The following is a 20,334-nucleotide window of genomic DNA, read 5'->3' as shown; positions in this document are numbered from 1 at the left end:
GCCGTGTCGACGGCGTCGGTGCAGGGGATGGCGCCGACCGGCGTCCCACCCCGCCGCGCGTCAATTTTGTTGCAGCTGCAATGCACTCGATACTGGGGGAGTGAACCCGAATCCCGAGCGAGCCCGCCGACGATACACCTCGCCGTTGCGGGAGGAAGCGGCCCGCCGAACCCGCGAGACGATCCGAGACGCCGCAGCGCGGCTGTTCGTTCGCGACGGCTACGTCAGCACCACCGTCAAGAACATCGCGGACGAAGCGGGTGTGGCGGTGCGGACGGTGTTCACCGCCTTCCCCGGCGGCAAGGCGGAGATCTTCCGCGAGGCGCTCGATCACGCGGTGACCGGCGACGGCGATCCGCGCGCGGTCGCGGCGGCGGATCCGGAACCGTCCCACGGCAGCGGCGCGGTATCGCACGTCGACCTCGTGGTCGAGCAGGTGGTCCGCTACGGCACCGCGATGCTCGAACGCGCGGGCGGGCTGCTGATGACCTCCGTGGAATCATCGGGGGCGGACCCCGACATGCGTCGTTTCGCCGCGGACGACGCGAAGGCGACGGCCGAGAACGCCCGCACCCTCGCGGAAGGACTCGAACACGCCGGCTGGCTGCGCGAGGACGTCACCGTCGAGCACGCAGCGGATGTCCTGTTCACCCTGAGTTCCCCGCAGGTGCACGCGTTGCTGAGACGGGATCGCGGATGGGACGTCGACCAGTACCGTCAGTGGCTTTCCGGAACGCTGCGCGCGACGCTGTTGCGGCGAACGGCGCCGTGACGGAGTCGGTTCAGTCGCTGCCGCGGTCGTCGAGGTAGAGCCACTCGCCGTCCTCCCGCACGAACCGGCTGTGTTCGCGCATCGAATCGGGCACCCCGTCCGCCGTCCAGTGTGCGCGGAAGTCCACCGTGCCGGTGGTGTGCAGGAATCCTCCTCCGGTGGTGTGCAGCACCTCGAGCCCGGTCCAGCGCTGACCGGGATCGAACTCGATCGAGCGCGGACGCGTGGAGGGGTGCCAGGTGCGCAGCAGGTGCGCCGCATCACGCGTCGCGAAGGCCGTGTATCGCGAACGCATCAGCCGTTCGGCGGTGGGCGCGCTCGCACCGGCCAGCAGCGGCCCGCAGCATTCGGACAGGGGAACGCCGCGACCGCACGGGCACGGGGAATCCGGGCGGGTGTCGGTGCTGCGGTCGGCTCTGCTCATGGCCACAGTGTCCCCCGAGGGGCTCGGTCGGCCGACCTCGGGGCGGTGACTGCGGGAGCGGACGATCACCGAGTGCGAATGATGTTCTCGGACCGCGCGCTCCGGAGCGCTCCATGATGCAGAATGCCGAACATGAATGCGCAGCGCTATGTCGGGGTCGTGGGGCCGGGTGAAGCCACGCCCGAACAGCGACGCCTCGCCCGCCAGGTCGGGGGACTCCTCGCCGGACGCCGGGCCGTCGTGGTCACCGGTGGTCTCGGTGGGGTGATGGCGGCAGCCTGCCGCGGCGCTGTGGAAGCCGGTGGGACGACCCTCGGCCTGCTGCCCGGAGACGACCGTGCCGAGGGCAATCCCTATCTGACGGTGGCCGTTCCCACGGGCCTCGGAGAGATGCGCAACGCGCTGCTCGTGCGCAGCAGCGACGCGTTGATCGCGGTGGGTGGAAGCTGGGGCACCATGAGCGAGATCGCGCTCGCGGTCCGCATCGGTGTCCCGGTCATCGCGATCGGAGGCTGGTGGATGCCCGCCGCGGGAGTGCTCGACGTCGAATCGCCCGCCGAGGCCGTCGAGTGCCTGCACGCACTGCTGTGGCGCAAGGACCCGGTATGAGCCGACCGTAGACTGACGATGCCCGCCGATCCGGATCGGCGGGCATCGTCTGTTGTGGGCTCCTGTGGAGCAGGCCCTACGAGCCGGAGTTGGTGAGCTCGTAACGGCGGCGGTACTCCTCCTTGGAAGTCTCGCTGATGTCGACGTCGGTGGCGCGGGCGCGCAGGGCACCGACGGTGGCCTGCTCACGCGGGATGTGCTTGAAAGGATCCCAGCCGAAGAACTTCGCGGCGTTCGCGAAGGTGATCTTGTCGATCTCCTCGTCGGTGCACTCGCACGCGTCGAGTTCCTCCTTGAGCATCTCGGGGGAGTTCGGCCACGTCGAGTCGGAGTGCGGGTAGTCGCATTCCCACGCGATGGTGTCGATGCCGAGGCGGTGACGGTTGTTCAGTCCGCTGGGTTCGGTGATGTAGCAGGCGAGGAAGTTCTTGCGCCACACGTCCGTCGGGCTCATCCCGGCCGGCAGGAAGCTCGTTCCGGTCCAGGACTGGTTGACGATGTGCCGGTCGAGGCGGTCCAGCCACGGCGCCACCCATCCGACGCCGCCCTCACTCATCGCGACCTTCAGGTCGGGGAACTTCTTGAACGCGCCGCTGAGCATCATGTCGGTGGCGGCGATCGTCGAGATGAGCGGCGTGAGGATCATCATGTCGTCGATGTTGAAACCGGCCGGGCGCTTGACCAGGTTGATGCCGCCGCCGATGTGCAGGGACAGCACGATGTCGTGCTCGACGCACGCCTTGAAGATGGGATCCCAGTGCCCGGACTTGAAATCGGGATAACCCTCACCGACGCCGTACGGCGTCTCCGGGATGCTGATCGACCGGCATCCCATGGCGGCGATGCGCTCGATCTCCTTCACCGATTCCTCGGCGTCGTAGAACGGGACGATGCCGATGGGGATGAAACGGCCCGGGTGGGCGTCCGGGACCTCGCCGACGACCCAGTCGTTGAACGCTTTCAGGGCGGCGAGGGACAGTTTCTTGTCGGGCAGGCTCGCCAGGTGGGTGCCGGCGAAGCCGGGGAAGGTGGCGAACAAGGTCGCGGCGAGGGTGCCGTTGGCGTCCATGTCGCGCACGCGCAGGTCCATGTCGTAGACGCCCGGCCGCATCTCGGCGTAGCCGGTGGGGTCCATGCCCCATTCGTGCTTGGGCCACGAGACGACCGCGTTGAGGCCGGAACTGCCGACAACGGTGCCCTGGAACTGCCAGGCCTGCACAGTGGGGTTGCGGGGATGGGCGGTGAGTTTGGGAGCCTGGTCCATCAGGCTCTTGGGGAAGTGCTTCTCGAAGATGTCCGCGGGCTCGACGACGTGGTCGTCGATGCTGATCATCACCATGTCTTCGGTCTTCATCGAATCCTCTCCCTGGGCTGCGCAAAGGTCCTGCCGGCGTCGGCGCTCGCGATGAGAACTAGATTTCCGTATTCGAGAACATAAATCAAGGATTGCTGCGTATCGGGTGGATTCCGTAGGTGGCGATCCCGAATCCACCCCTCGTCGGGATCGGATCCCGCTCGGAAATCGCGGCATTGTTGCATGATTCGCCGAAGGCCGGAGCGGTGTCGGAACCTTCGGTTGCGAGAATGTAATTCTCCATTTCGTGATCGACTGCGTCGAGGGGTGATCGCATGTCCAGTTCGACGGGTGTGCCGGGGTGGTTCGACGAGCGAAAATGACAAGAATGCTTGACATAAAATGACAAGCAGAGTTTACTTCTGATGTGACCGACACGCCGAGGAGCAACCGGGTCCGCGAATTCCGCAAGAAGGCGGGACTCACCCAGGCCGCGCTCGGCGACGCGGTCGGAGTCAGCAGACAGAGCATCGTCTCGACGGAGAAGGGGGACTACGCGCCCAGCGTGTACCTCGCTCTGCGTCTCGCCCTCAGACTCGACAGCACGGTCGAGGAACTGTTCCCGCTCACCACCAAGGAGCCCTCATGACGGTCTTCGTGAAAACCGCGCGCTTCATCGGCGATCTGGACGACGAGTTCTACCGCGACGAACGTCAGCGAGACGTCTGGAACGAAGCATCGGCGGTGGGATTCCAGTTGTCCCTGTGGATCGCGCTGGTGGCGGCGGCGCTGCTCCCGTGGCTCGCCGGCCGCCCCGGGGCGTGGACGGCACTGGGCATCCTCGTGGCCTGGTTCGTCGTGTCGATCGTGACCCAGTTGTACGCGCGGCAACGCGACGTCGACCTGTACGCCACCGCGAAACTGTGGCGACCCCGCAGTGCCGCCGCCGCCGCGCTCTATCTCGTCGGCGTCGCCGGCATCTTCCTCCGCCTGCGTTACGAAAGCCATCCTTTCGAGAACGACGCCGCGACCTGGGCGGGGCGCGTCGTCGGCGCGGCGGTCGCCATCGTCCTCGCAGGACTGGTTCTCGCCTGGAGCCGGCGACGCACCCAGCGGCGACTCGACGCGGAAGAAGCGCTCGACGCGCTCGAGGACTAACGCGCGCGGACCAGCGCCGCGACCGGCAGGGAGTCGAGCAGATCGGCGACCCGCACCCGACCGGTGAAGGAGCGTCCGGTCAGGGCATCCGACCAGTCGCCGTCCGGCAGGTCGACGGTGGTGTCCTTCCACCCCGAGCGCGACAGCGCCACGGTGCGGCGGGAGGCCACTGCGAGTACGTCGAGGTCGTCCGGCGCCGGACCGCGGCCGAATGCGAGCAGGTGCTCGGCGGCCGGTCCGGTGGCGAGGACCGGAACGTACGCCCCGCCGACGAAGCTCGCCGGTCGTTCGCGGCGCAACCGGAGCGCGGTGCGCACGATCGTGAACTTCGCCGGCGCCGAATCGGGGTCGTCGAGCAGCCGCCGTCGGGCGTCGAAATCCACCGGTCGCCGGTTGTCCGGGTCGACGAGCGAGTCGTCCCACAGTTCGGTGCCCTGATAGACGTCGGGGACGCCGGGGCCGAGCAGTTGCAACAGTTTCTGGCCGCACGAGACGGCAGCGACGTGCGGTTCGACCTCGGTGACGAAGGTGGTGAGCTCACCCGCGACCGGCCCGTCGAAGACCGCGTCCAGCCACCGGTCCACCGCGGTCTCGAATTCCTCGTCGACCTCGGTCCACGTGGTTCGGGTTCCGTTCTCCCGCAGCGCCTTCTGCGCGTAGGCATGTACCCGTTCGCGCAGCCCCTCGGTCACCACTCCGTCGAGCGGCCAGACTCCGAACAGGGTCTGCCACAGGAACAATCCGATCGCCGGATCCGGTGCGGGCGCCGACTCGTTCCACGACCCGAGCCGACGGGACCACTCGTCGGCGACCTGCGAGAGCACGCCGATCCGCGCCCGGACGTCCTCGCTGCGTTTGGTGTCGTGGGTCGACAGGGTGGTCATCGCCCGCGGCCAGTGCCGTGCCCGCTGGGTCCACGCGAGGTGGAACTCGGCCGGGGTGGCCGAAAAACGGCCGGGTTGCCCGCCCACCTCCTGCAGCGAGATCAGCCGCGCCGCCCGATAGAACAGGCAGTCCTCGACCGCCTTGGCCGTCGCGGCACCGCACACCTGGCCGAAGCGGGCCGCGGCCTCACCACCGAGGGCCATCGCCCGGGCGAACACCGCGAGCGCGGGATCGAGCGCGGGTTGCGTCCGCGCGAGGTCGCCGACGATGCGCGGCACCAGGGTCGCGAGCGGCGCGTAGTCGGCGCGGTAGACGGGAAGCTGTGCGGCGACGGCGATCACGGCCTCGCGCAGCGCCGCGTCGTCGCACCCGGTGTCGCCGGTCTCGCGTCGGATCGCCCGCACGAGGCGGCGCACCTCGGGTGCGAGCCCGCTGCCGAGCACCGATCGTTTGAGGTCGTGTTCGCGGGCGTGCAGCCACGGCGCGTCGCCTTCGGCGCCGGTGAACCTGCGCGACAGGGCGTTCAGCTCCGTCTCGCCGGCCGGATCGACGAACACCGTCGACAGTTCGCCGAGTGCGTCGTATCCGGTGGTGCCGTCCACCGGCAGCGTCGCATCCAGCGGTTCGGCGTCGCCGAGGATCTTCTCGATCACGAGCCACCGATCGGGGCCGATCACCTCGCGCAGGCGCGCGAGATAGCCGGCCGGATCGGCGAGACCGTCCGGATGGTCGACGCGGATCCCGTCGACCAGATCGTCGGCGATCCACGACGCGACCTGCTCGTGCGTCGCGTCGAACACCGCGGGATCCTCCACCCGCACCGCGGCGAGATCGTCGACGGTGAAGAAGCGGCGGTATCCGATCAACCCCGAGTTCCACGCCACGAGCCGGTAGGCCTGCCGCGCGTGGACCTCCTCACCGGTGCCCTCGTCGGTCCCGGGAGCGATCGGGAATCGCTTGTCGTAGTAGGCGAGCATCGGCTCGTCGCCGGAGCGGTCGACGGTCAGTTCCTGCACGGCGTCGTCCGATCCGAGCACCGGCAGAGCGATCCGGCCGTCCACACCGTTGTCGTCGGCGAGGTCGAGATCGAAGAACGACGCGTAGCGGGATCCGGAGCCGTGCTTCAGGACGTCCCACCACCACGCGTTCTGGCGTGGGTCGGCCACCCCGACATGGTTGGGGACGATATCGACGACCAGCCCCATGCCCCGTGCGCGTGCCTCCCGCGACAGCCGTTCCAGGCCCTCGCGTCCCCCGAGCGACTCGGAGACCGTACCGGGGTCGACCACGTCGTATCCGTGGGTGGAGCCGATCGTCGCGCTGAGGACGGGGGAGAGGTAGACGTGCGAGACACCCAGGGCGTCGAGATAGTCGAGCAGGGCGACGGCGTCGGCGAAGGTGCACTCGTCGCCGCGCATCTGGAGTCGGTAGGTGGACAACACCGGCGCAGTATTCCCCGCGCCGGTGCCGCTCACACCTGCCGACTCCGCACCTCCGGTGGTCACCGGGTCTTCCGGAGCACCAGCACCGAGCGGGCCTGCACCCGGACCGGCTTACCGGCGACGACGATCTCCTCGCGCAGACCGTCGGGAACGTCGGTGTCGAGCGCGACCGTCCACTCCTCGGCGTGTGGGCCGTCGGGGGTGACGAACTCGATCGGTTCGTGATGGGCGTTGAAGCACATCAGGAACGAGTCGTCGACGACGCGCTGTCCCCGCTGATCGGGTTCGGGGATGCCCTCGCCGTTGAGGAAGACCGCGAGCGATTTGCCGAAACCGCTGTCCCAGTCCTCGGGCATCATCTCGTCGCCGGCCGGTGTGCGCCACGCGATGTCGCGGGACTGATCGCCGCTGCGGATCGGCCGGCCCTCGAAGAACCTGCGACGCCGGAAGACCGGATGGTCGGTGCGCAGCGCGATCACGTTGCGGGTGAACGCGACCAGGTCGGCGTTGGACTCGGCGAGCGACCAGTCCACCCACGACAGTTCGTTGTCCTGGCAGTACACGTTGTTGTTGCCCTGCTGGGTGCGACCGAACTCGTCGCCGTGGGCGAGCATCGGAGTGCCCTGCGACAGGATCAGCGTCGCGAGCATGTTGCGCTGCTGGCGCCCGCGCAGCGCGAGGACCTCGGGATCGTCCGTGGGACCTTCCACCCCACAGTTCCACGACCGGTTGTGCGACTCGCCGTCGCGATTGTCCTCGCCGTTGGCCTCGTTGTGCTTCTCGTTGTACGACACCAGATCCGCGAGGGTGAACCCGTCGTGGGCGGTGACGAAGTTGACCGACGCGCCGGGACGGCGGCCGGTGTCCTCGTACAGATCCGACGAGCCGGTCAGGCGCGACGCGAACTCGCCGAGGGTGGCCGGTTCGCCGCGCCAGTAGTCGCGGACCGTGTCGCGGTACTTGCCGTTCCACTCCGTCCACTGACCGGGGAAGTTGCCCACCTGGTAGCCGCCCTCACCGACGTCCCACGGCTCGGCGATGAGCTTGACCTGCGAGACCACCGGATCCTGCTGGACGAGATCGAAGAAGGCCGACAGCCGGTCGACGTCGTGCAGCTCGCGCGCCAGGGTCGACGCGAGATCGAACCGGAAGCCGTCGACGTGCATCTCGGTCACCCAGTAGCGCAGCGAGTCCATGATCAGCTGCAGGGTGTGCGGGTGACGGGCATTGAGGCTGTTGCCCGTTCCCGTGTAGTCCATGTAGTAGGCCTTGTCGTCGTCGACGAGGCGGTAGTAGGCGGCGTTGTCGATGCCGCGGAAGCAGATGGTGGGACCGAGATGGTTCCCCTCGGCGGTGTGGTTGTAGACCACGTCGAGGATCACCTCGATGCCCGCCTCGTGGAAGGCCCGCACCATCGCCTTGAACTCGGCGACCACTGCGCTCGGCTTGGTCGACGACGAGTACTCGGCGTGCGGCGCGAAGAACCCGAAGGTGTTGTACCCCCAGTAGTTCCGCAGTCCCTGGTCGATCAGCACCTGGTCGTGCATGAACTGGTGCACGGGCATCAGTTCGATCGCGGTGACGCCGAGATCGAGGAGATGGTCGATGATCGCCGGGTGCGCGAGACCGGCGTAGGTGCCCCGCATGTGTTCGGGGACGTCCGGATGCGTCGCCGTCATGCCCTTGACGTGGGCCTCGTAGATGACCGTCTCGTTGTAGGGGCGACGGGGATGGCGATCCGCCGCCCAGTCGAAGAACGGGTTGATCACCACGGTCGTCATGGTGTGCCCCAGCGAATCCAGGCCGGGCAGCTCCGCGGCGGCGTCGGAGGTCTGCCCCGTCGCGATCGCCTCGGGCTCGGCATCGTCGGTGGACGCGGCGTCGCCGGTGTCGGTGTCCTCGGTGCCGGCGGTGTCGTCCGTGTTCTCGTCCGCGGCGCTGTCGGCCTCGGGCTCGGCGCCGGGCAGCGGGTACGAGAACAGCGACGGGTCGCCGTCGAACGACCCGTCGAACGCCTTCCCGTACGGGTCGAGGAGCAGCTTGCTCGGATCGCACCGGTGACCGTTCTCCGGATCGAACGGACCGTGCACGCGGTAACCGTAACGCTGACCGGGGGAGACCGTCGGAAGGTAGGCGTGCCAGACGTAACCGTCCACCTCCTCGAGCGGGATGCGGGTCTCGCTCCCGTCGCGGGAGATGAGGCACAGCTCGACCTTCTCGGCGATCTCGGAGAACAGTGCGAAATTCGTGCCCGCCCCGTCGTAGGTCGCGCCGAGGGGATACGGGGATCCCGGCCATACTTCCAGGGTCTCGGGCATCTCGTCGCTAGCGCTCGCTTCGATGGGCTCCATGCACGCCAACAGTAGTCTTCCGGCGCTCGCGGCACCGGATGAGCGCGTTACCACCAACCGGTGGCGGGACCGAGTTGTCGGCCGAGCTCGGGCGTCAGCGTCCGGACGTAGGTCGTGGTGAGGTGGTTCTCGTCACGGTAGATGAGGATGTTTCCCTCCACCGCCCGGCACAGATCCTGCCGGCAGAACTTGTCGGACAGGTCGAGCAGCGACACGGTGGGCAGGTGCGCGGATGCGGCGACGGCCGGGTCGATCGGGTCCAGCGCCTCCTCGCGCGGCACCCCGCACGTTTCCGCGGTGCCGCCCCCGGCGAGGCAGTCCGCGGCCCGATAGGCGAGATCGCCGCGGAACAACCACGGGTTGTCGCGGATCGCCACCACCGGGATGCCGTAGTCGGCGAGCGTCTCCCACAGATCGACGTACCAGAACGGAACGAAGTCGCCCGGTCCCTCGCCCTGGTCCTTGGTGCGCGTCGACGTGGTGAACACGTAGTCGGGCGGATCTGCGCGCAGTTCCGCGAGCACGGCGGTCGACCACGTGTCGCACTCGACCGTCGGGGACTCCTCGACGAGCGGGGCGAGGGGATCGGAGAGCGGGCACCCGACCTTGAGATAGGTGTCGAGGCGGAAACCGTGTTCGATGCCGAGCGCGTCGAGCGCGGCGAGCCAGTGCTCCGAGTGCGACCCCCCGACGATCACCATGCGTCGCGTCGCGAGCGGGTCGCCGTAGGTACAGGTCAACGGTGTGCGATTGGTGTGCTGGGCGATGCAGTTGTCGAGCGTCGCGGGAGGCAGGTCGCGATGGGCGACGAGCAGCGGCGGTTGCACCGGTTGCGGCTCGGTGGAGACTGCGGGATCGAACACCGCAGCGCCGGGATACAGCTCCGTCGGTAGGGCGGTGACGCCTTCGAGGGTCTCCGTCGAACGGTCGACGTGGGTGTGCCAGAGGTTCGCGGCCCCGACGAGAGCGACGGCCAGGACCGTCACGAGACCCACGAGCGCGGTGCGGGACGGCCGAGGGGGTTCGACGCGGCGGATGGGGTCCTCGAACCACCGGGTCGACGCCTCGGCGAGCAGCAGCGACAGGGCGATCACGACGAGTCCGCCCACCAGGCCGACGGACGGGTGCCCGCGCACGATCAGGTAACCGATGAGGATCGGCCAGTGCCAGAGGTACAGCGCGTAGGCGATCGCCCCGAGGCGCACCATGGGCGCGGATGCCAGCAGTCGCGCCGACGGCGTGTCGTGCTCGGCGCCGGAGTCCGAACCAGGGCCGGAGCCGGAGCGGATGCCCGCGACGACGAGCGCCATCGCCGCCCCGACGGGGACGAGTGCCCACGGCCCGGGGAAGAGGGCGTTGCCGTCGAGGACGAAGCCGCACGCGAGCAGCACCGCGAGTCCGAGCGCACCGAGCACGATCCGCAGCGCGCGCGGAACCCGCAACCACGGCGACAGGCACATCAGCAGTCCGCCGAGGGTCAGCTCCCAGGCACGGGCGGCACTGTCGTAGTACAGCCACGACTGTGGCCGGTCGGCGAGCACCGCGTACGCCAGCGACGCCGCGGTGAGGACGGCCAGCAGCACCGTCAGGGGCAGGCGGACCGGCACCGACATCCGGCGCAGCAGCCACGCGGAGCCGAACACCACCACGAGCGCTGCGATGTAGAACTGGCCCTGCACGGCGATCGACCACAGGTGCTGGAGCGGGCTGACCATCGGATCCGCGGCCAGATAGTCGCTCGCCGTGCGGGCGAGGTACCAGTTCTGGAAGAAGAGCAGTGACGCCCCGGTCTGGTCGGCCACGTCGAGCCACCGCGTGAACGGCCGCAGCACCACCGTGGCGGCCGCGACGGCGGTGAGCACGACGACGAGCGGAGGCAGCAGACGACGGCCGATCCGCCGCAGGACGGGACGCGGATCGAGCGGGGCCGAGGAGTCGGCCGTCCTCAGGAGCGTGCCCACGAAGAAGAAGCCGGAGAGCGCCAGGAAGACGTCGACACCACCGGAGACGCGACCGAACCAGACGTGGAAGATCACCACGAGCGCGATCGCGAGACCGCGCAGTCCGTCGATGTCGGCACGGCGCGCGGGGCGCGTGCCTGTCGTCCGCGCACCACTCTCGAGTTCCGGTCCCGAGGTGTGGACGGACATGTGACGGATACCCCCGGTGTCTAACGTGTGCGGCTGTGCTGCGAACCGGGCGACGAGCGCACCGGCCGATTGCCGTGAGCGTCGTTCACGGCAACTCGGGCAGACTACGCGGCTGCGGGCGGCGACTTCCAACCGCCTACAGTCTGGGCGTGGGCAATTCTCCTCTCCCGGTCGAGCGGATCCGCACCCTCGACGCTCGGCACCTCTGGCACCCCTACGGCGCGTTTCCGGCGACCACCGAATCGTTGGTGGTCGACCGTGCCCACGGTACCCGGATCGTCCTCGCCGACGGTCGTGAGCTGGTCGACGGCATGAGTTCGTGGTGGGCCGCGGTGCACGGATACGGGCATCCCGTCCTCGACGCGGCGGTCCGCGATCAGTTGGACCGGATGAGCCACGTGATGTTCGGAGGCCTCACGCACGAGCCGGCCGCGCGTCTCGCGGAACTGCTCGTCGACATCACCCCCGACGGTCTCGACACGGTCTTCCTCGCCGACTCGGGTTCGGTGTCGGTGGAGGTGGCCGTGAAGATGGCGGTGCAGTACCAGCGTGCCGTCGGTAGACCGGGACGGCGTCGCCTGCTCACCTGGCGCGGCGGCTACCACGGCGACACCTTCGCCCCGATGAGCGTGTGCGACCCGGAGGGCGGCATGCACGCGCTGTGGACCGACATGCTCGCGCGACAGGTCTTCGCCCCCGCCCCACCGGCCCGTTTCGATCCCGACTACGTCGCGCAGTTCGAAGCGGTCCTGCTCGAGCACGTCGACGAGCTCGCCGCGATCGTCGTCGAGCCGGTCGTCCAGGGTGCCGGCGGCATGCGCTTCCACGACCCGCGGTATCTACGCGAGCTGCGCAGGATGTGCGACGAGCACGGACTGGTACTGATCTTCGACGAGATCGCGACAGGTTTCGGGCGCACCGGCGAACTCTTCGCCGCCGACCACGCGCAGGTGAGCCCGGACGTGATGTGCGTGGGCAAGGCACTCACCGGCGGATACATGACCCTCGCGGCGACACTGTGCACGCGGGCCGTCGCCGAGGCGATCAGCGCGGGGGAGGGCGGCGGTGTGATGCACGGCCCGACCTTCATGGGCAACCCGCTCGCATGCGCCGTCGCCGTCGCGGCGGTCGAACTGCTGCTCTCCCGCGACTGGCGAGCCGAGGTGGCGGCCGTGAATGCGGGACTGACGGAGGGACTCGCGCCGGCCCGCGAGTTGCCGGGGGTCGCGGACGTCCGCGTCCTCGGAGGCATCGGCGTGATCGAACTCGCCGATCCGGTGGACATGCGCGCGACGACCGACGCCGCCGTGGCGGCCGGGGTGTGGCTGCGGCCGTTCCGCAATCTCGTCTACGCGATGCCGCCCTACATCTGCTCGGCCGACGATCTCGCGGCGATCACCTCGGGGATGATCGCCGCCGTCGGCGCGAACACCCGGTGACCGAAGGGGTCAGCGGACGGCGGTGAGGAACTCCGCGATCGCGTCGGCCACCGCCGTCGGGGTGGTGACGTGCGCGAAGTGCTCGTGCCCCGCGAACTCGACCAGCCGGGTGTCGGGCATGACGGCCCGCAGGGCCTCGGTGGCCACGACGTGGTGCTGCGCGGTCCGCGAGCCCTGCAGGAACAGGGTCGGGGTCGTGACCGAGGCGTACCCCGTGACGTCCGGCCCGTGACCGTCGATGACGCGCAGTTCGCGCACCCAGGTGGGTGCCAGTTCGGCCATCCGGGACCAGATCGGGGTTCCGCGTAGCCGATCGACCCCCGCGGCGGGGACGCGGAGGATGTCGATCATGGCGATGGTGAGCGCGCGGTCGAGGTCCCCGGCGTCCACTGCTGCCGCATACGGTGCGAGGGCGGCTCCGGCGAGCGGCCCGGCGACCGGCACCGGCGGTTCGTAGAGGACGAGTCCGGGCACGTCGACTCCCGAGGCGACCGCCGCGAGGGCGCACAGTGCGCCGTAGGAGTGCCCGACGAGCGAGGCGTCCGGTCCGGCGGCGTCGAGAACCGCGGCGATGTCGGCGATCTCGGTGTCGATCGAGTACGCGTCGGCGTCGCCGCTGAGCCCGCGCCCGCGCCGGTCCACGAGATGGACGGTGAAGCGGTCCGCCAGGACGGAGGCCACGCGCGACCATTCGTCCCCGGTCGCGATGCTGCCGTGCACGACGACGAGACCCGGTCCCTGCCCGAGCCTGCGGAATCCGATCGTCGTTCCGTCCCGGGACTCGATGTGGACGACCATGTCACCTGCCTTTCGTCGGGGTCTGCCGGACCGTCCGAGCCTACGACCCGAGCCGACCGACATGGCGACTTGAACGGTGTTCAAGTATGGTCACCGCTCATGACCGCACATCCCGCCCTGGCGTGGCTCGACGACACCGCGGCGGCGCGACGCGCAGCGGGTCTGCACCGCGACCCCGTCGTCCGCACCCCCGGCTCGACCGTCGTCGACCTCGCCTCCAACGACTATCTCGGCCTGACCCGCCATCCCGAGGTCCTCGCGGGAGCCACCGCTGCCCTGCGGCGATGGGGAGCCGGCGCCACCGGATCGCGGCTGGTCACCGGCACCACCGCCGAACACGAACTCCTCGAACGCGAACTCGCCGACTTCGTCGGGGCCGACAGCGGCCTGGTGTTCTCGAGCGGATACGCCGCGAACCTCGGTGCCGTCGCCGCCCTGGGTGGCAAGGACGCACTGCTCGTCTCGGACGCCGGCGGTCACGCCTCGCTCGTCGATGCGTGCCGGCTGTCCCGCTCGAGGATCGTCGTCACCCCGCACAACGACGTCGACGCGGTCGCGCACGCCCTCGCGACCCGCACCGAGGCCCGAGCGCTCGTCCTGACCGACTCGGTGTTCAGCACCGACGGCGACCTCGCGCCGCTGCGGGAACTGCATCGCGTCTGCCGAGCGCACGGCGCGTTGCTCCTCGTCGACGAGGCCCACGGCGTGGGAGTCCGCGGCGCGGGGGGCCGCGGACTCGTCCACGAAGTGGGCCTCGCCGGCGAGCCCGATGTGGTCGTCACCGCGACGCTGTCGAAATCCCTTGCCTCCCAGGGTGGAGCCGTCCTCGCCGACGGGCGTGTGCGGGAACATCTCGTGGACACCGCCCGCACCTTCATCTTCGACACCGGACTCGCCCCGGCCGCCGTCGGTGCCGCCCGGGGTGCGCTGAAGGTGCTGCGCGCCGAACCCGCCCGTGCCGCTGCCGTGCTCGAGCAGGCCGCGCACCTCGCCCGTCTCACGGGCGTCGAGGTGCCGCCGTCCGCCGTGGTGTCGGTGATCCTCGGCGACCCGCACGTCGCCGCCGACGCCGCGGCGAAGTGCCGCGACCGCGGCGTGCACGTCGGCTGCTTCCGGCCGCCCTCGGTTCCGGCCGGCACCTCGCGGCTGCGCCTGACGGCACGCGCGAACCTCACCGTCGACGAACGCGCCCTTGTCGACGAGGTGCTCACCGACGTCCTCGCGGGAGCCCGGGCGTGAGCATCCTCGTCGTCACCGGCACGTCGACCGATGTGGGCAAGACCGTCGCGACCGCGGCACTCGCCGCGAACGCCGTGGCCGCGGGACTTCGGGTCGCGGTGTGCAAACCCGCCCAGACGGGCGTGACGGACGACGGGACGGGCGACCTGCAGGAGATCCGGCGATTGGCCGGGGACCGTGTCCGGCTCGTCGAACTCGCGCGGTATCCCGATCCGCTCGCACCCGACACCGCCGCGCGGCGCAGCGGACGCCCGATGCTCACCCTCGACGAAATCGTCGACACCGTCCGGATGCTCGACGCCGAGTACGACCTCACCCTCGTCGAAGGTGCTGGAGGCCTGCTCGTCCGGCTCGGTGCGGGCGGCTTCACCCTCGCCGACGTCGCGGCCGCGCTCGGAGCGCCGACGGTGATCGTCGCCGCCGCGGGACTGGGCACGCTCAACCACACCGCGCTCACCGTGGCCGCGCTCCGCTCTTCGGGGGTCGAGTGTCCGGGGGTGATCATCGGATCCTGGCCTGCTGCACCGGGTCTGGCGGAACGGTGCAATCTCGACGACCTCCCCGACGTCACCGGCGTCCCCGTCGTGGGCAGGATCCCGGCCGGCAGCGGCGCCCTCGACGCCCGCGTCTTCGCCACCCGTGCCTCTCGGTGGTCGGATCTGCCGCTCCCGACGAAACGGCGTGCGGGCGGATCTTCCGCTGTACTGTGATGGATGCCACACTGCAACTGGCCTGTTCCCATCGTGTCGGCCGGCGCGACATGCCGATACCCGCTACGGAAGGGACATGTCGACCGCTCGGCCCGGAGGTACGGATGTCCATCAGCGAATTGCAGGAACTTCAGCGCACCGCCGCCCACCTGCGCCAATGCCTCGGATCCCTACGATCGCGTTACGGGGACGCAGCCCCGGTGAAGAGGCTGTCGAACGACGTCGAACGTCTCGACATCGACATACGCGACTTCGCCGAACATCCTCCGCGCGAGGTCGTCAACAGCCTCGGTGAACGCATCCCGATTCCCGATACGCCGTACGACGACTCGTTGTTCCGCGGAACGGATACGGACGACGAAGGTCTCGGCGGGCTGCACGGCTCGCGGTGAGCACCTCCGAGGCGACGCCGGCGGCGCGCGGTGAGCCGGCCACCGGCGTCCGCTCCGAGGGCCGGGCACGGATCACCGCGCGGACGCTGCGGATCGACCGCTGGTGGCAGACGCCCGCACTCACCGTCCTCGGTCTCGGTGTGTTCGTGGTGTACGCGACGATCCGCTCGTTCGTGCGCAGCGCCTACTACGTCGAGGACTACCACTACCTGACGCCGTTCTACTCGCCGTGCGTGAGCGCATCCTGCGTGGACGGCGCCCGCCATTTCGGCACGTGGGTCGGCGAACTCCCGATGTGGATCCCGCTCGCCTTCCTGTCGCTGCCGTTCCTCCTCGGCTTCCGGCTGACCTGCTATTACTACCGCAAGGCCTACTACCGATCGTTCTGGTTGTCGCCGCCGGCGTGCGCGGTCGCCGAACCGCACCGGCGCTACACCGGCGAGACGCGGTTCCCGCTGATCCTGCAGAACTCGCACCGCTACTTCTTCTACGCCGGCTTCGTGGTGTCGCTGATCAACACCTACGACGTCGTCCTGTCCTTCCGCGGTCCGAACGGATTCGGCATCGGACTCGGCAACCTGATCCTGCTGGTCAACGTCGTGCTGCTCTGGGGTTACACGCTGTCGTGCCATTCCTGCCGGCACGTCACCGGTGGAAGGTTGCGGCACTTCTCGAAACACCCCGTGCGCTATCGGATCTGGACGTTCGTCTCGAAACTCAACGCCAGGCACATGCAGTTCGCGTGGATCACGCTGGGAACCCTGATCCTCACGGACTTCTACATCATGCTCGTGGCGAGCGACACCATCGCCGATCTGCGGTTCATCGGCTGACGCGCACGGCACGACACCGGCCGCGCCGGAGGAGGGGGAACACGGATGGTGGATGTCGAACGGCACAAGGTCGACGTCGTGGTGATCGGAGCAGGCGGCGCCGGGCTACGCGCGGTGATCGAGGCGCGGCAACGCGGCTTCTCCGTCGCCGTGGTGTGCAAGTCGCTGTTCGGCAAAGCCCACACCGTGATGGCCGAAGGCGGATGCGCCGCCGCGATGGGCAACGCCAACCCCCGCGACTCCTGGCAGGTGCACTTCCAGGACACGATGCGCGGCGGCAAGTTCCTCAACAACTGGCGGATGGCCGAACTGCACGCTCGCGAGGCCCCCGACCGCGTGTGGGAGCTGGAGACCTACGGAGCACTGTTCGACCGCACCCCCGACGGCCGGATCAGCCAGCGCAACTTCGGCGGCCACACCTATCCGCGACTCGCGCACGTCGGCGATCGCACCGGACTCGAACTCATCCGCACGATGCAGCAGAAGATCGTGTCGCTGCAGCAGGAGGACCACGCCGAGCACGGGGACTACGAGGCCAGGGTGCGGGTCTTCGCCGAATGCACCATCACCGAACTGCTGAAGGACGCGGAGGGACGCATCGCCGGCGCGTTCGGATACTGGCGCGAGACCGGACGATTCGTGTTGTTCGAGGCGCCCGCGGTCGTCATCGCCACCGGCGGTATCGGCAAGTCGTGGAAGGTCACGTCGAACTCGTGGGAGTACACGGGCGACGGTCACGCCCTCGCCCTGCGCGCCGGCGCCACCCTGATCAACATGGAGTTCGTCCAGTTCCACCCGACGGGGATGATCTGGCCGCCGAGTGTGAAGGGCATCCTCGTCACCGAGGGTGTGCGCGGCGACGGCGGAGTGCTGAAGAACTCCGAGGGGGAGCGGTTCATGTTCTCCTACATCCCGCCGGTGTTCAAAGGCCAGTACGCGGAGACCGAGGAGGAGGCCGACCGCTGGTACGAGGACCAGGAGAACAACCGCCGCACGCCCGACCTGCTCCCGCGTGACGAGGTCGCCCGCGCCATCAACTCCGAGGTCAAGGAGGGCCGGGGCACCCCGCACGGCGGAGTCTTCCTCGACATCGCCTCGCGGATGCCGGCCTCCGAGATCATGCGCCGCCTTCCGTCGATGCACCACCAGTTCAAGGAACTCGCCGACGTCGACATCACCGCCGAGGCCATGGAGGTCGGCCCGACCTGCCACTACGTGATGGGCGGCATCGAAGTCGATCCCGACACCGGCGCCGCCGCGGTCCCTGGGTTGTTCGCCGCCGGGGAATGTTCCGGCGGGATGCACGGATCGAACCGGCTGGGCGGGAACTCGCTGTCCGATCTGCTGGTCTTCGGTCGCCGGGCCGGTCTCGGCGCCGCCGACTACGTGCAGGGCCTCACCTCGCGCCCGATCGTCGCCGAGACCGACATCGACACCGCTGCCCGTGCGGCACTCTCGCCGTTCGACCCGGCCGATGCCGGCCGCGCCGAGAACCCGTACACCCTGCACACCGACCTGCAGCAGGTCATGCAGGATCTCGTGGGCATCATCCGCCGCGCGGACGAGATCGAACGCGCCCTGCACGAACTCGACACGCTGCGCACACGGATCCGCAACGTCGCGGTGGAGGGACACCGCCAGTTCAACCCGGGCTGGCATCTCGCCCTGGACCTGCGGAACATGCTCCTCGTGTGCGAGTGCGTCGCGCGGGCGGCGTTGCAGCGCACCGAGAGCCGCGGGGGACACACCCGCGACGACCATCCGTCGATGGACCCCGAATGGCGTCGCACCCTGCTCGCCTGTCGCCTGGACGGCGGCGACCCGTTCGTTCCCGACGTGACGGTCACCGCCGAACGGCAGCAACCGATGCGTCCCGACCTGCTGGAGCTGTTCGACATCGACGAACTCGGGAAGTACTACACCGACGAGGAACTCGCGGACCATCCCGGACGGAGGGGTTGAGATGGGTTACCAGGCGGCGTTCAGGATCTGGCGCGGCGACGCCGACGGCGGGGAACTGCGGGACTACACCGTCGAGGTCAACGAGGGCGAGGTCGTCCTCGACATCCTGCACCGCCTGCAGGCCACTCAGGCACCGGATCTCGCAGTGCGCTGGAACTGCAAGGCGGGCAAGTGCGGATCGTGTTCGGCGGAGGTCGACGGCCGCCCGCGCCTGACGTGCATGACCCGCATGTCGCTGTTCGATCCCGACGCGACGATCACCGTGACCCCGATGCGCACCTTCCCGATCATCCGCGATCTCGTCACCGACGTCTCGTTCAACTACCGGAAGGCACGCGAGATACCGGCCTTCGCGCCACCTCCCGATCTGGCGCCGGGGGAGTACCGGATGCAGCAGGCCGACGTGCAGCGCTCCCAGGAGTTCCGCAAGTGCATCGAATGCTATCTGTGCCAGAACGTCTGCCACGTGGTGCGCGACCACGAGGAGAACAAGGAGGCCTTCGCCGGTCCCCGCTATCTCATGCGCATCGCGGAACTCGAGATGCACCCGCTCGACGTCGCCGACCGGCGCGACGTCGCGCAGGACGAGCACGGCCTGGGCATGTGCAACATCACCAAGTGCTGCACCGAGGTGTGCCCGGAGAACATCCACATCACCGACAACGCGCTGATCCCGATGAAGGAACGCGTCGCCGGCCGCCGCTACGATCCGATCGTGTGGCTCGGCAACAAGCTGTTCCGGCGCTGAGCAGGAAGCAGGGACCGGGCGGACGCAGGGACCGGCTCAGTTCACGCGTTCGGCGACCAGCGGAACCAGCTCGTCGAGCGCGAACGGAACCGACAGCACCGAGTTCGTCGAGAACGCCGCAGAGATGTCGGAATCGCTGTCGAGCACGAGGAACCGGCCGTCGCGCACCGCCGGGATCTGCTGGAAGACCGGGTTGTCGGTTACCTCGGCGGCCGGCACGTAGATCGGCAGCACGATCAGCAGGTCGGCGTCGAGCATGTTCAGGTTCTCGTCGGAGACGGTGATGAAGAAGTCGTCCGTCGCCGCGGCCTGCACCTGCGGATTGTTCACGAAGCCGAGCTCGGTCATGAAGTCGACGCGCGAGTCGCCGACGACGTAGGCGCCCCATCCCTCCGACGTGTAGGAGGCGACGGTGACGGTCTTGCCCGCGAACTCGGGATTGTCGGCCGCGGCCTGCTCGAAGTCCGCATCGATCTGCGACAGCAGCTCGGCGCCCTTGTCCGGGACACCGAGAGCCGCTGCCACCGTGGTCACCTGGTCGTCGAGCGAGGTGAGATAGGCGTCGCTGCCTTCCGGGCCGGCGACGGTCGGGGCGATCCCCGACAGCGTCTCGTAGCGGGCCTGCTCACCGGAACTCTTGGTGTCGAGGATCAGATCGGGCTCCTGCGCCGCGAGCATCTCGAAGGACGGCTCGATCGTGCCGATGAGCTCGGGCGGCGAGTCGTACAGCCCCTGCGCCCACGGCCCCACGCCGTCGCCGCCGAAGGCGAGCCAGTCGCTCGCCGCCACCGGCTGAACGCCGAGTGCCAGTGCGGTTTCGGCGTCGCCCCAGCCCAGAGCCGCGACGCGTTCGGGGGCGGATTCGATGGTGACCTCCCCGAACTTCGTGTCGACGGTGACGGGGAAGGCGCCGTCGGCCGGTGCCGAACCGGAGTCGGACTCCGTGTCGGACGATCCGCACGCGGTCAGCGCGATCGCGGTGGCCGTGAACAGAGCGGCGGAACGGAGCAACGCAGCGGATCGGCGTGTCATGAGGGGCCTCGAGTCTGTCGAACAACAAGTGAGGCGATCCTAACCCGATGGGGTGACCGAAGGTGAAAACCCGCCGGAAACCGCGCAGGGCAGCCG

At 69.1% G+C, this 20,334-nt stretch carries 18 protein-coding genes; 11 read left to right on the top strand and 7 right to left on the bottom strand.

Going from position 1 to position 20,334, the window contains the following annotated elements; all coding sequences use genetic code 11:
- Positions 1–100: 100 nt before the first annotated feature.
- A complete protein-coding gene (locus ACWPOC_RS15770; RefSeq protein WP_271036601.1) occupies positions 101–772 on the top strand; it encodes a TetR/AcrR family transcriptional regulator in 672 nt (223 codons plus the stop codon).
- A 10-nt stretch (positions 773–782) separates the two neighbouring features.
- Here ACWPOC_RS15770 and ACWPOC_RS15765 read toward each other — a convergent pair whose 3' ends face one another.
- Complete coding sequence (locus ACWPOC_RS15765) at positions 783–1,196, bottom strand: YchJ family protein (protein WP_120283196.1); 414 nt, start codon at positions 1,194–1,196, stop codon at positions 783–785.
- Positions 1,197–1,319: 123 nt separating this feature from the next.
- On the opposite strand from ACWPOC_RS15765, the gene ACWPOC_RS15760 reads away from it, so the two are divergent.
- Positions 1,320–1,805 carry a TIGR00725 family protein gene (locus tag ACWPOC_RS15760; protein WP_455408955.1) on the top strand — a complete coding sequence of 162 codons (486 nt, stop codon included), beginning with the start codon at positions 1,320–1,322 and terminating at the stop codon, positions 1,803–1,805.
- A gap of 76 nt (positions 1,806–1,881) precedes the next feature.
- Here ACWPOC_RS15760 and ACWPOC_RS15755 read toward each other — a convergent pair whose 3' ends face one another.
- Positions 1,882–3,159 (bottom strand): amidohydrolase family protein, encoded by a 1,278-nt coding sequence (locus ACWPOC_RS15755; RefSeq protein ID WP_120283194.1) that lies wholly within the window; start codon positions 3,157–3,159, stop codon positions 1,882–1,884.
- Between the two features lie 367 nt (positions 3,160–3,526).
- Here ACWPOC_RS15755 and ACWPOC_RS15750 point away from each other — a divergent pair, with 367 nt between their 5' ends.
- Together ACWPOC_RS15750 and ACWPOC_RS15745 are read left to right on the top strand one after the other, a co-directional pair.
- Positions 3,527–3,748: a helix-turn-helix transcriptional regulator gene (locus tag ACWPOC_RS15750; RefSeq protein ID WP_120283190.1), complete on the top strand. Its 222-nt coding sequence runs from the start codon at positions 3,527–3,529 to the stop codon at positions 3,746–3,748.
- A complete protein-coding gene (locus tag ACWPOC_RS15745) occupies positions 3,745–4,257 on the top strand; it encodes a DUF2029 domain-containing protein (protein WP_120283188.1) in 513 nt (170 codons plus the stop codon). The genes ACWPOC_RS15750 and ACWPOC_RS15745 overlap by 4 nt, the downstream gene beginning before the upstream one ends.
- Here ACWPOC_RS15745 and treY read toward each other — a convergent pair.
- From treY to ACWPOC_RS15730, 3 genes are read right to left on the bottom strand one after another with little or no spacing between them, the layout of a single operon-like run.
- A complete protein-coding gene (treY, locus tag ACWPOC_RS15740; RefSeq protein WP_455409028.1) occupies positions 4,254–6,617 on the bottom strand; it encodes a malto-oligosyltrehalose synthase in 2,364 nt (787 codons plus the stop codon). The genes ACWPOC_RS15745 and treY overlap by 4 nt on opposite strands.
- Positions 6,618–6,643: 26 nt before the next feature.
- The gene (gene glgX, locus ACWPOC_RS15735; protein WP_455408954.1) at positions 6,644–8,935 is read right to left on the bottom strand and encodes a glycogen debranching protein GlgX; all 2,292 of its coding nucleotides are present in this window, start codon (positions 8,933–8,935) and stop codon (positions 6,644–6,646) included.
- 47 nt (positions 8,936–8,982) lie between these two features.
- Positions 8,983–11,085 carry an acyltransferase family protein gene (locus tag ACWPOC_RS15730; RefSeq protein WP_088898453.1) on the bottom strand — a complete coding sequence of 701 codons (2,103 nt, stop codon included), beginning with the start codon at positions 11,083–11,085 and terminating at the stop codon, positions 8,983–8,985.
- Positions 11,086–11,234: 149 nt separating this feature from the next.
- On the opposite strand from ACWPOC_RS15730, the gene ACWPOC_RS15725 reads away from it, so the two are divergent.
- Positions 11,235–12,524 carry an adenosylmethionine--8-amino-7-oxononanoate transaminase gene (locus tag ACWPOC_RS15725; protein ID WP_088898452.1) on the top strand — a complete coding sequence of 430 codons (1,290 nt, stop codon included), beginning with the start codon at positions 11,235–11,237 and terminating at the stop codon, positions 12,522–12,524.
- A 9-nt stretch (positions 12,525–12,533) separates the two neighbouring features.
- On the opposite strand, the gene ACWPOC_RS15720 is transcribed toward ACWPOC_RS15725, so the two are convergent.
- Entirely contained in the window at positions 12,534–13,322 is a 789-nt protein-coding gene (locus ACWPOC_RS15720; RefSeq protein WP_159418067.1) for an alpha/beta fold hydrolase, read from the bottom strand.
- A gap of 99 nt (positions 13,323–13,421) precedes the next feature.
- Here ACWPOC_RS15720 and ACWPOC_RS15715 point away from each other — a divergent pair, with 99 nt between their 5' ends.
- The 6 genes from ACWPOC_RS15715 to ACWPOC_RS15690 all read left to right on the top strand — a co-directional run bounded on the left by ACWPOC_RS15715 (position 13,422) and on the right by ACWPOC_RS15690 (position 19,206).
- The gene (locus ACWPOC_RS15715) at positions 13,422–14,561 is read left to right on the top strand and encodes an 8-amino-7-oxononanoate synthase (RefSeq protein ID WP_455408953.1); all 1,140 of its coding nucleotides are present in this window, start codon (positions 13,422–13,424) and stop codon (positions 14,559–14,561) included.
- Positions 14,558–15,271: a dethiobiotin synthase gene (gene bioD, locus ACWPOC_RS15710; RefSeq protein ID WP_455408952.1), complete on the top strand. Its 714-nt coding sequence runs from the start codon at positions 14,558–14,560 to the stop codon at positions 15,269–15,271. The genes ACWPOC_RS15715 and bioD overlap by 4 nt, the downstream gene beginning before the upstream one ends.
- Positions 15,272–15,375: 104 nt before the next feature.
- A complete protein-coding gene (locus tag ACWPOC_RS15705) occupies positions 15,376–15,663 on the top strand; it encodes a hypothetical protein (protein ID WP_016694393.1) in 288 nt (95 codons plus the stop codon).
- On the top strand, positions 15,660–16,496 hold the full coding sequence (locus tag ACWPOC_RS15700) for a hypothetical protein (RefSeq protein WP_120283174.1): 837 nt from the start codon (positions 15,660–15,662) through the stop codon (positions 16,494–16,496). Before ACWPOC_RS15705 ends, ACWPOC_RS15700 begins: the two co-directional genes overlap by 4 nt.
- 45 nt (positions 16,497–16,541) lie before the next feature.
- Positions 16,542–18,458: a fumarate reductase/succinate dehydrogenase flavoprotein subunit gene (locus ACWPOC_RS15695; RefSeq protein ID WP_455408951.1), complete on the top strand. Its 1,917-nt coding sequence runs from the start codon at positions 16,542–16,544 to the stop codon at positions 18,456–18,458.
- Position 18,459: 1 nt separating this feature from the next.
- Positions 18,460–19,206: a succinate dehydrogenase/fumarate reductase iron-sulfur subunit gene (locus ACWPOC_RS15690; protein ID WP_455408950.1), complete on the top strand. Its 747-nt coding sequence runs from the start codon at positions 18,460–18,462 to the stop codon at positions 19,204–19,206.
- A 36-nt stretch (positions 19,207–19,242) separates the two neighbouring features.
- On the opposite strand, the gene ACWPOC_RS15685 is transcribed toward ACWPOC_RS15690, so the two are convergent.
- Positions 19,243–20,238, bottom strand: coding sequence for an iron-siderophore ABC transporter substrate-binding protein (locus tag ACWPOC_RS15685; protein WP_120283168.1), 996 nt, complete (start codon positions 20,236–20,238; stop codon positions 19,243–19,245).
- Positions 20,239–20,334 lie beyond the last annotated feature (96 nt).

This window comes from Rhodococcus sp. 5G237, assembly GCF_053764735.1.
The sequence above is the reverse complement of the archived record's forward strand: the minus strand, read 5'-3'. Positions and strand labels throughout refer to the sequence as shown.

Bases quoted from the DNA above. Each gene is read 5' to 3' on its own strand.
- ACWPOC_RS15685 (WP_120283168.1), bottom strand. From the start codon at position 20,238: ATGACACGCCGATCCGCTGCGTTGCTCCGTTCCGCCGCTCTGTTCACG.
- ACWPOC_RS15765 (WP_120283196.1), bottom strand. From the start codon at position 1,196: ATGAGCAGAGCCGACCGCAGCACCGACACCCGCCCGGATTCCCCGTGC.
- ACWPOC_RS15760 (WP_455408955.1), top strand. From the start codon at position 1,320: ATGCCGAACATGAATGCGCAGCGCTATGTCGGGGTCGTGGGGCCGGGT.
- ACWPOC_RS15695 (WP_455408951.1), top strand. From the start codon at position 16,542: ATGGTGGATGTCGAACGGCACAAGGTCGACGTCGTGGTGATCGGAGCA.
- ACWPOC_RS15730 (WP_088898453.1), bottom strand. From the start codon at position 11,085: ATGTCCGTCCACACCTCGGGACCGGAACTCGAGAGTGGTGCGCGGACG.
- ACWPOC_RS15705 (WP_016694393.1), top strand. From the start codon at position 15,376: ATGTCCATCAGCGAATTGCAGGAACTTCAGCGCACCGCCGCCCACCTG.
- glgX (WP_455408954.1), bottom strand. From the start codon at position 8,935: ATGGAGCCCATCGAAGCGAGCGCTAGCGACGAGATGCCCGAGACCCTG.
- ACWPOC_RS15690 (WP_455408950.1), top strand. From the start codon at position 18,460: ATGGGTTACCAGGCGGCGTTCAGGATCTGGCGCGGCGACGCCGACGGC.
- ACWPOC_RS15715 (WP_455408953.1), top strand. From the start codon at position 13,422: ATGACCGCACATCCCGCCCTGGCGTGGCTCGACGACACCGCGGCGGCG.
- ACWPOC_RS15755 (WP_120283194.1), bottom strand. From the start codon at position 3,159: ATGAAGACCGAAGACATGGTGATGATCAGCATCGACGACCACGTCGTC.
- ACWPOC_RS15745 (WP_120283188.1), top strand. From the start codon at position 3,745: ATGACGGTCTTCGTGAAAACCGCGCGCTTCATCGGCGATCTGGACGAC.
- ACWPOC_RS15720 (WP_159418067.1), bottom strand. From the start codon at position 13,322: ATGGTCGTCCACATCGAGTCCCGGGACGGAACGACGATCGGATTCCGC.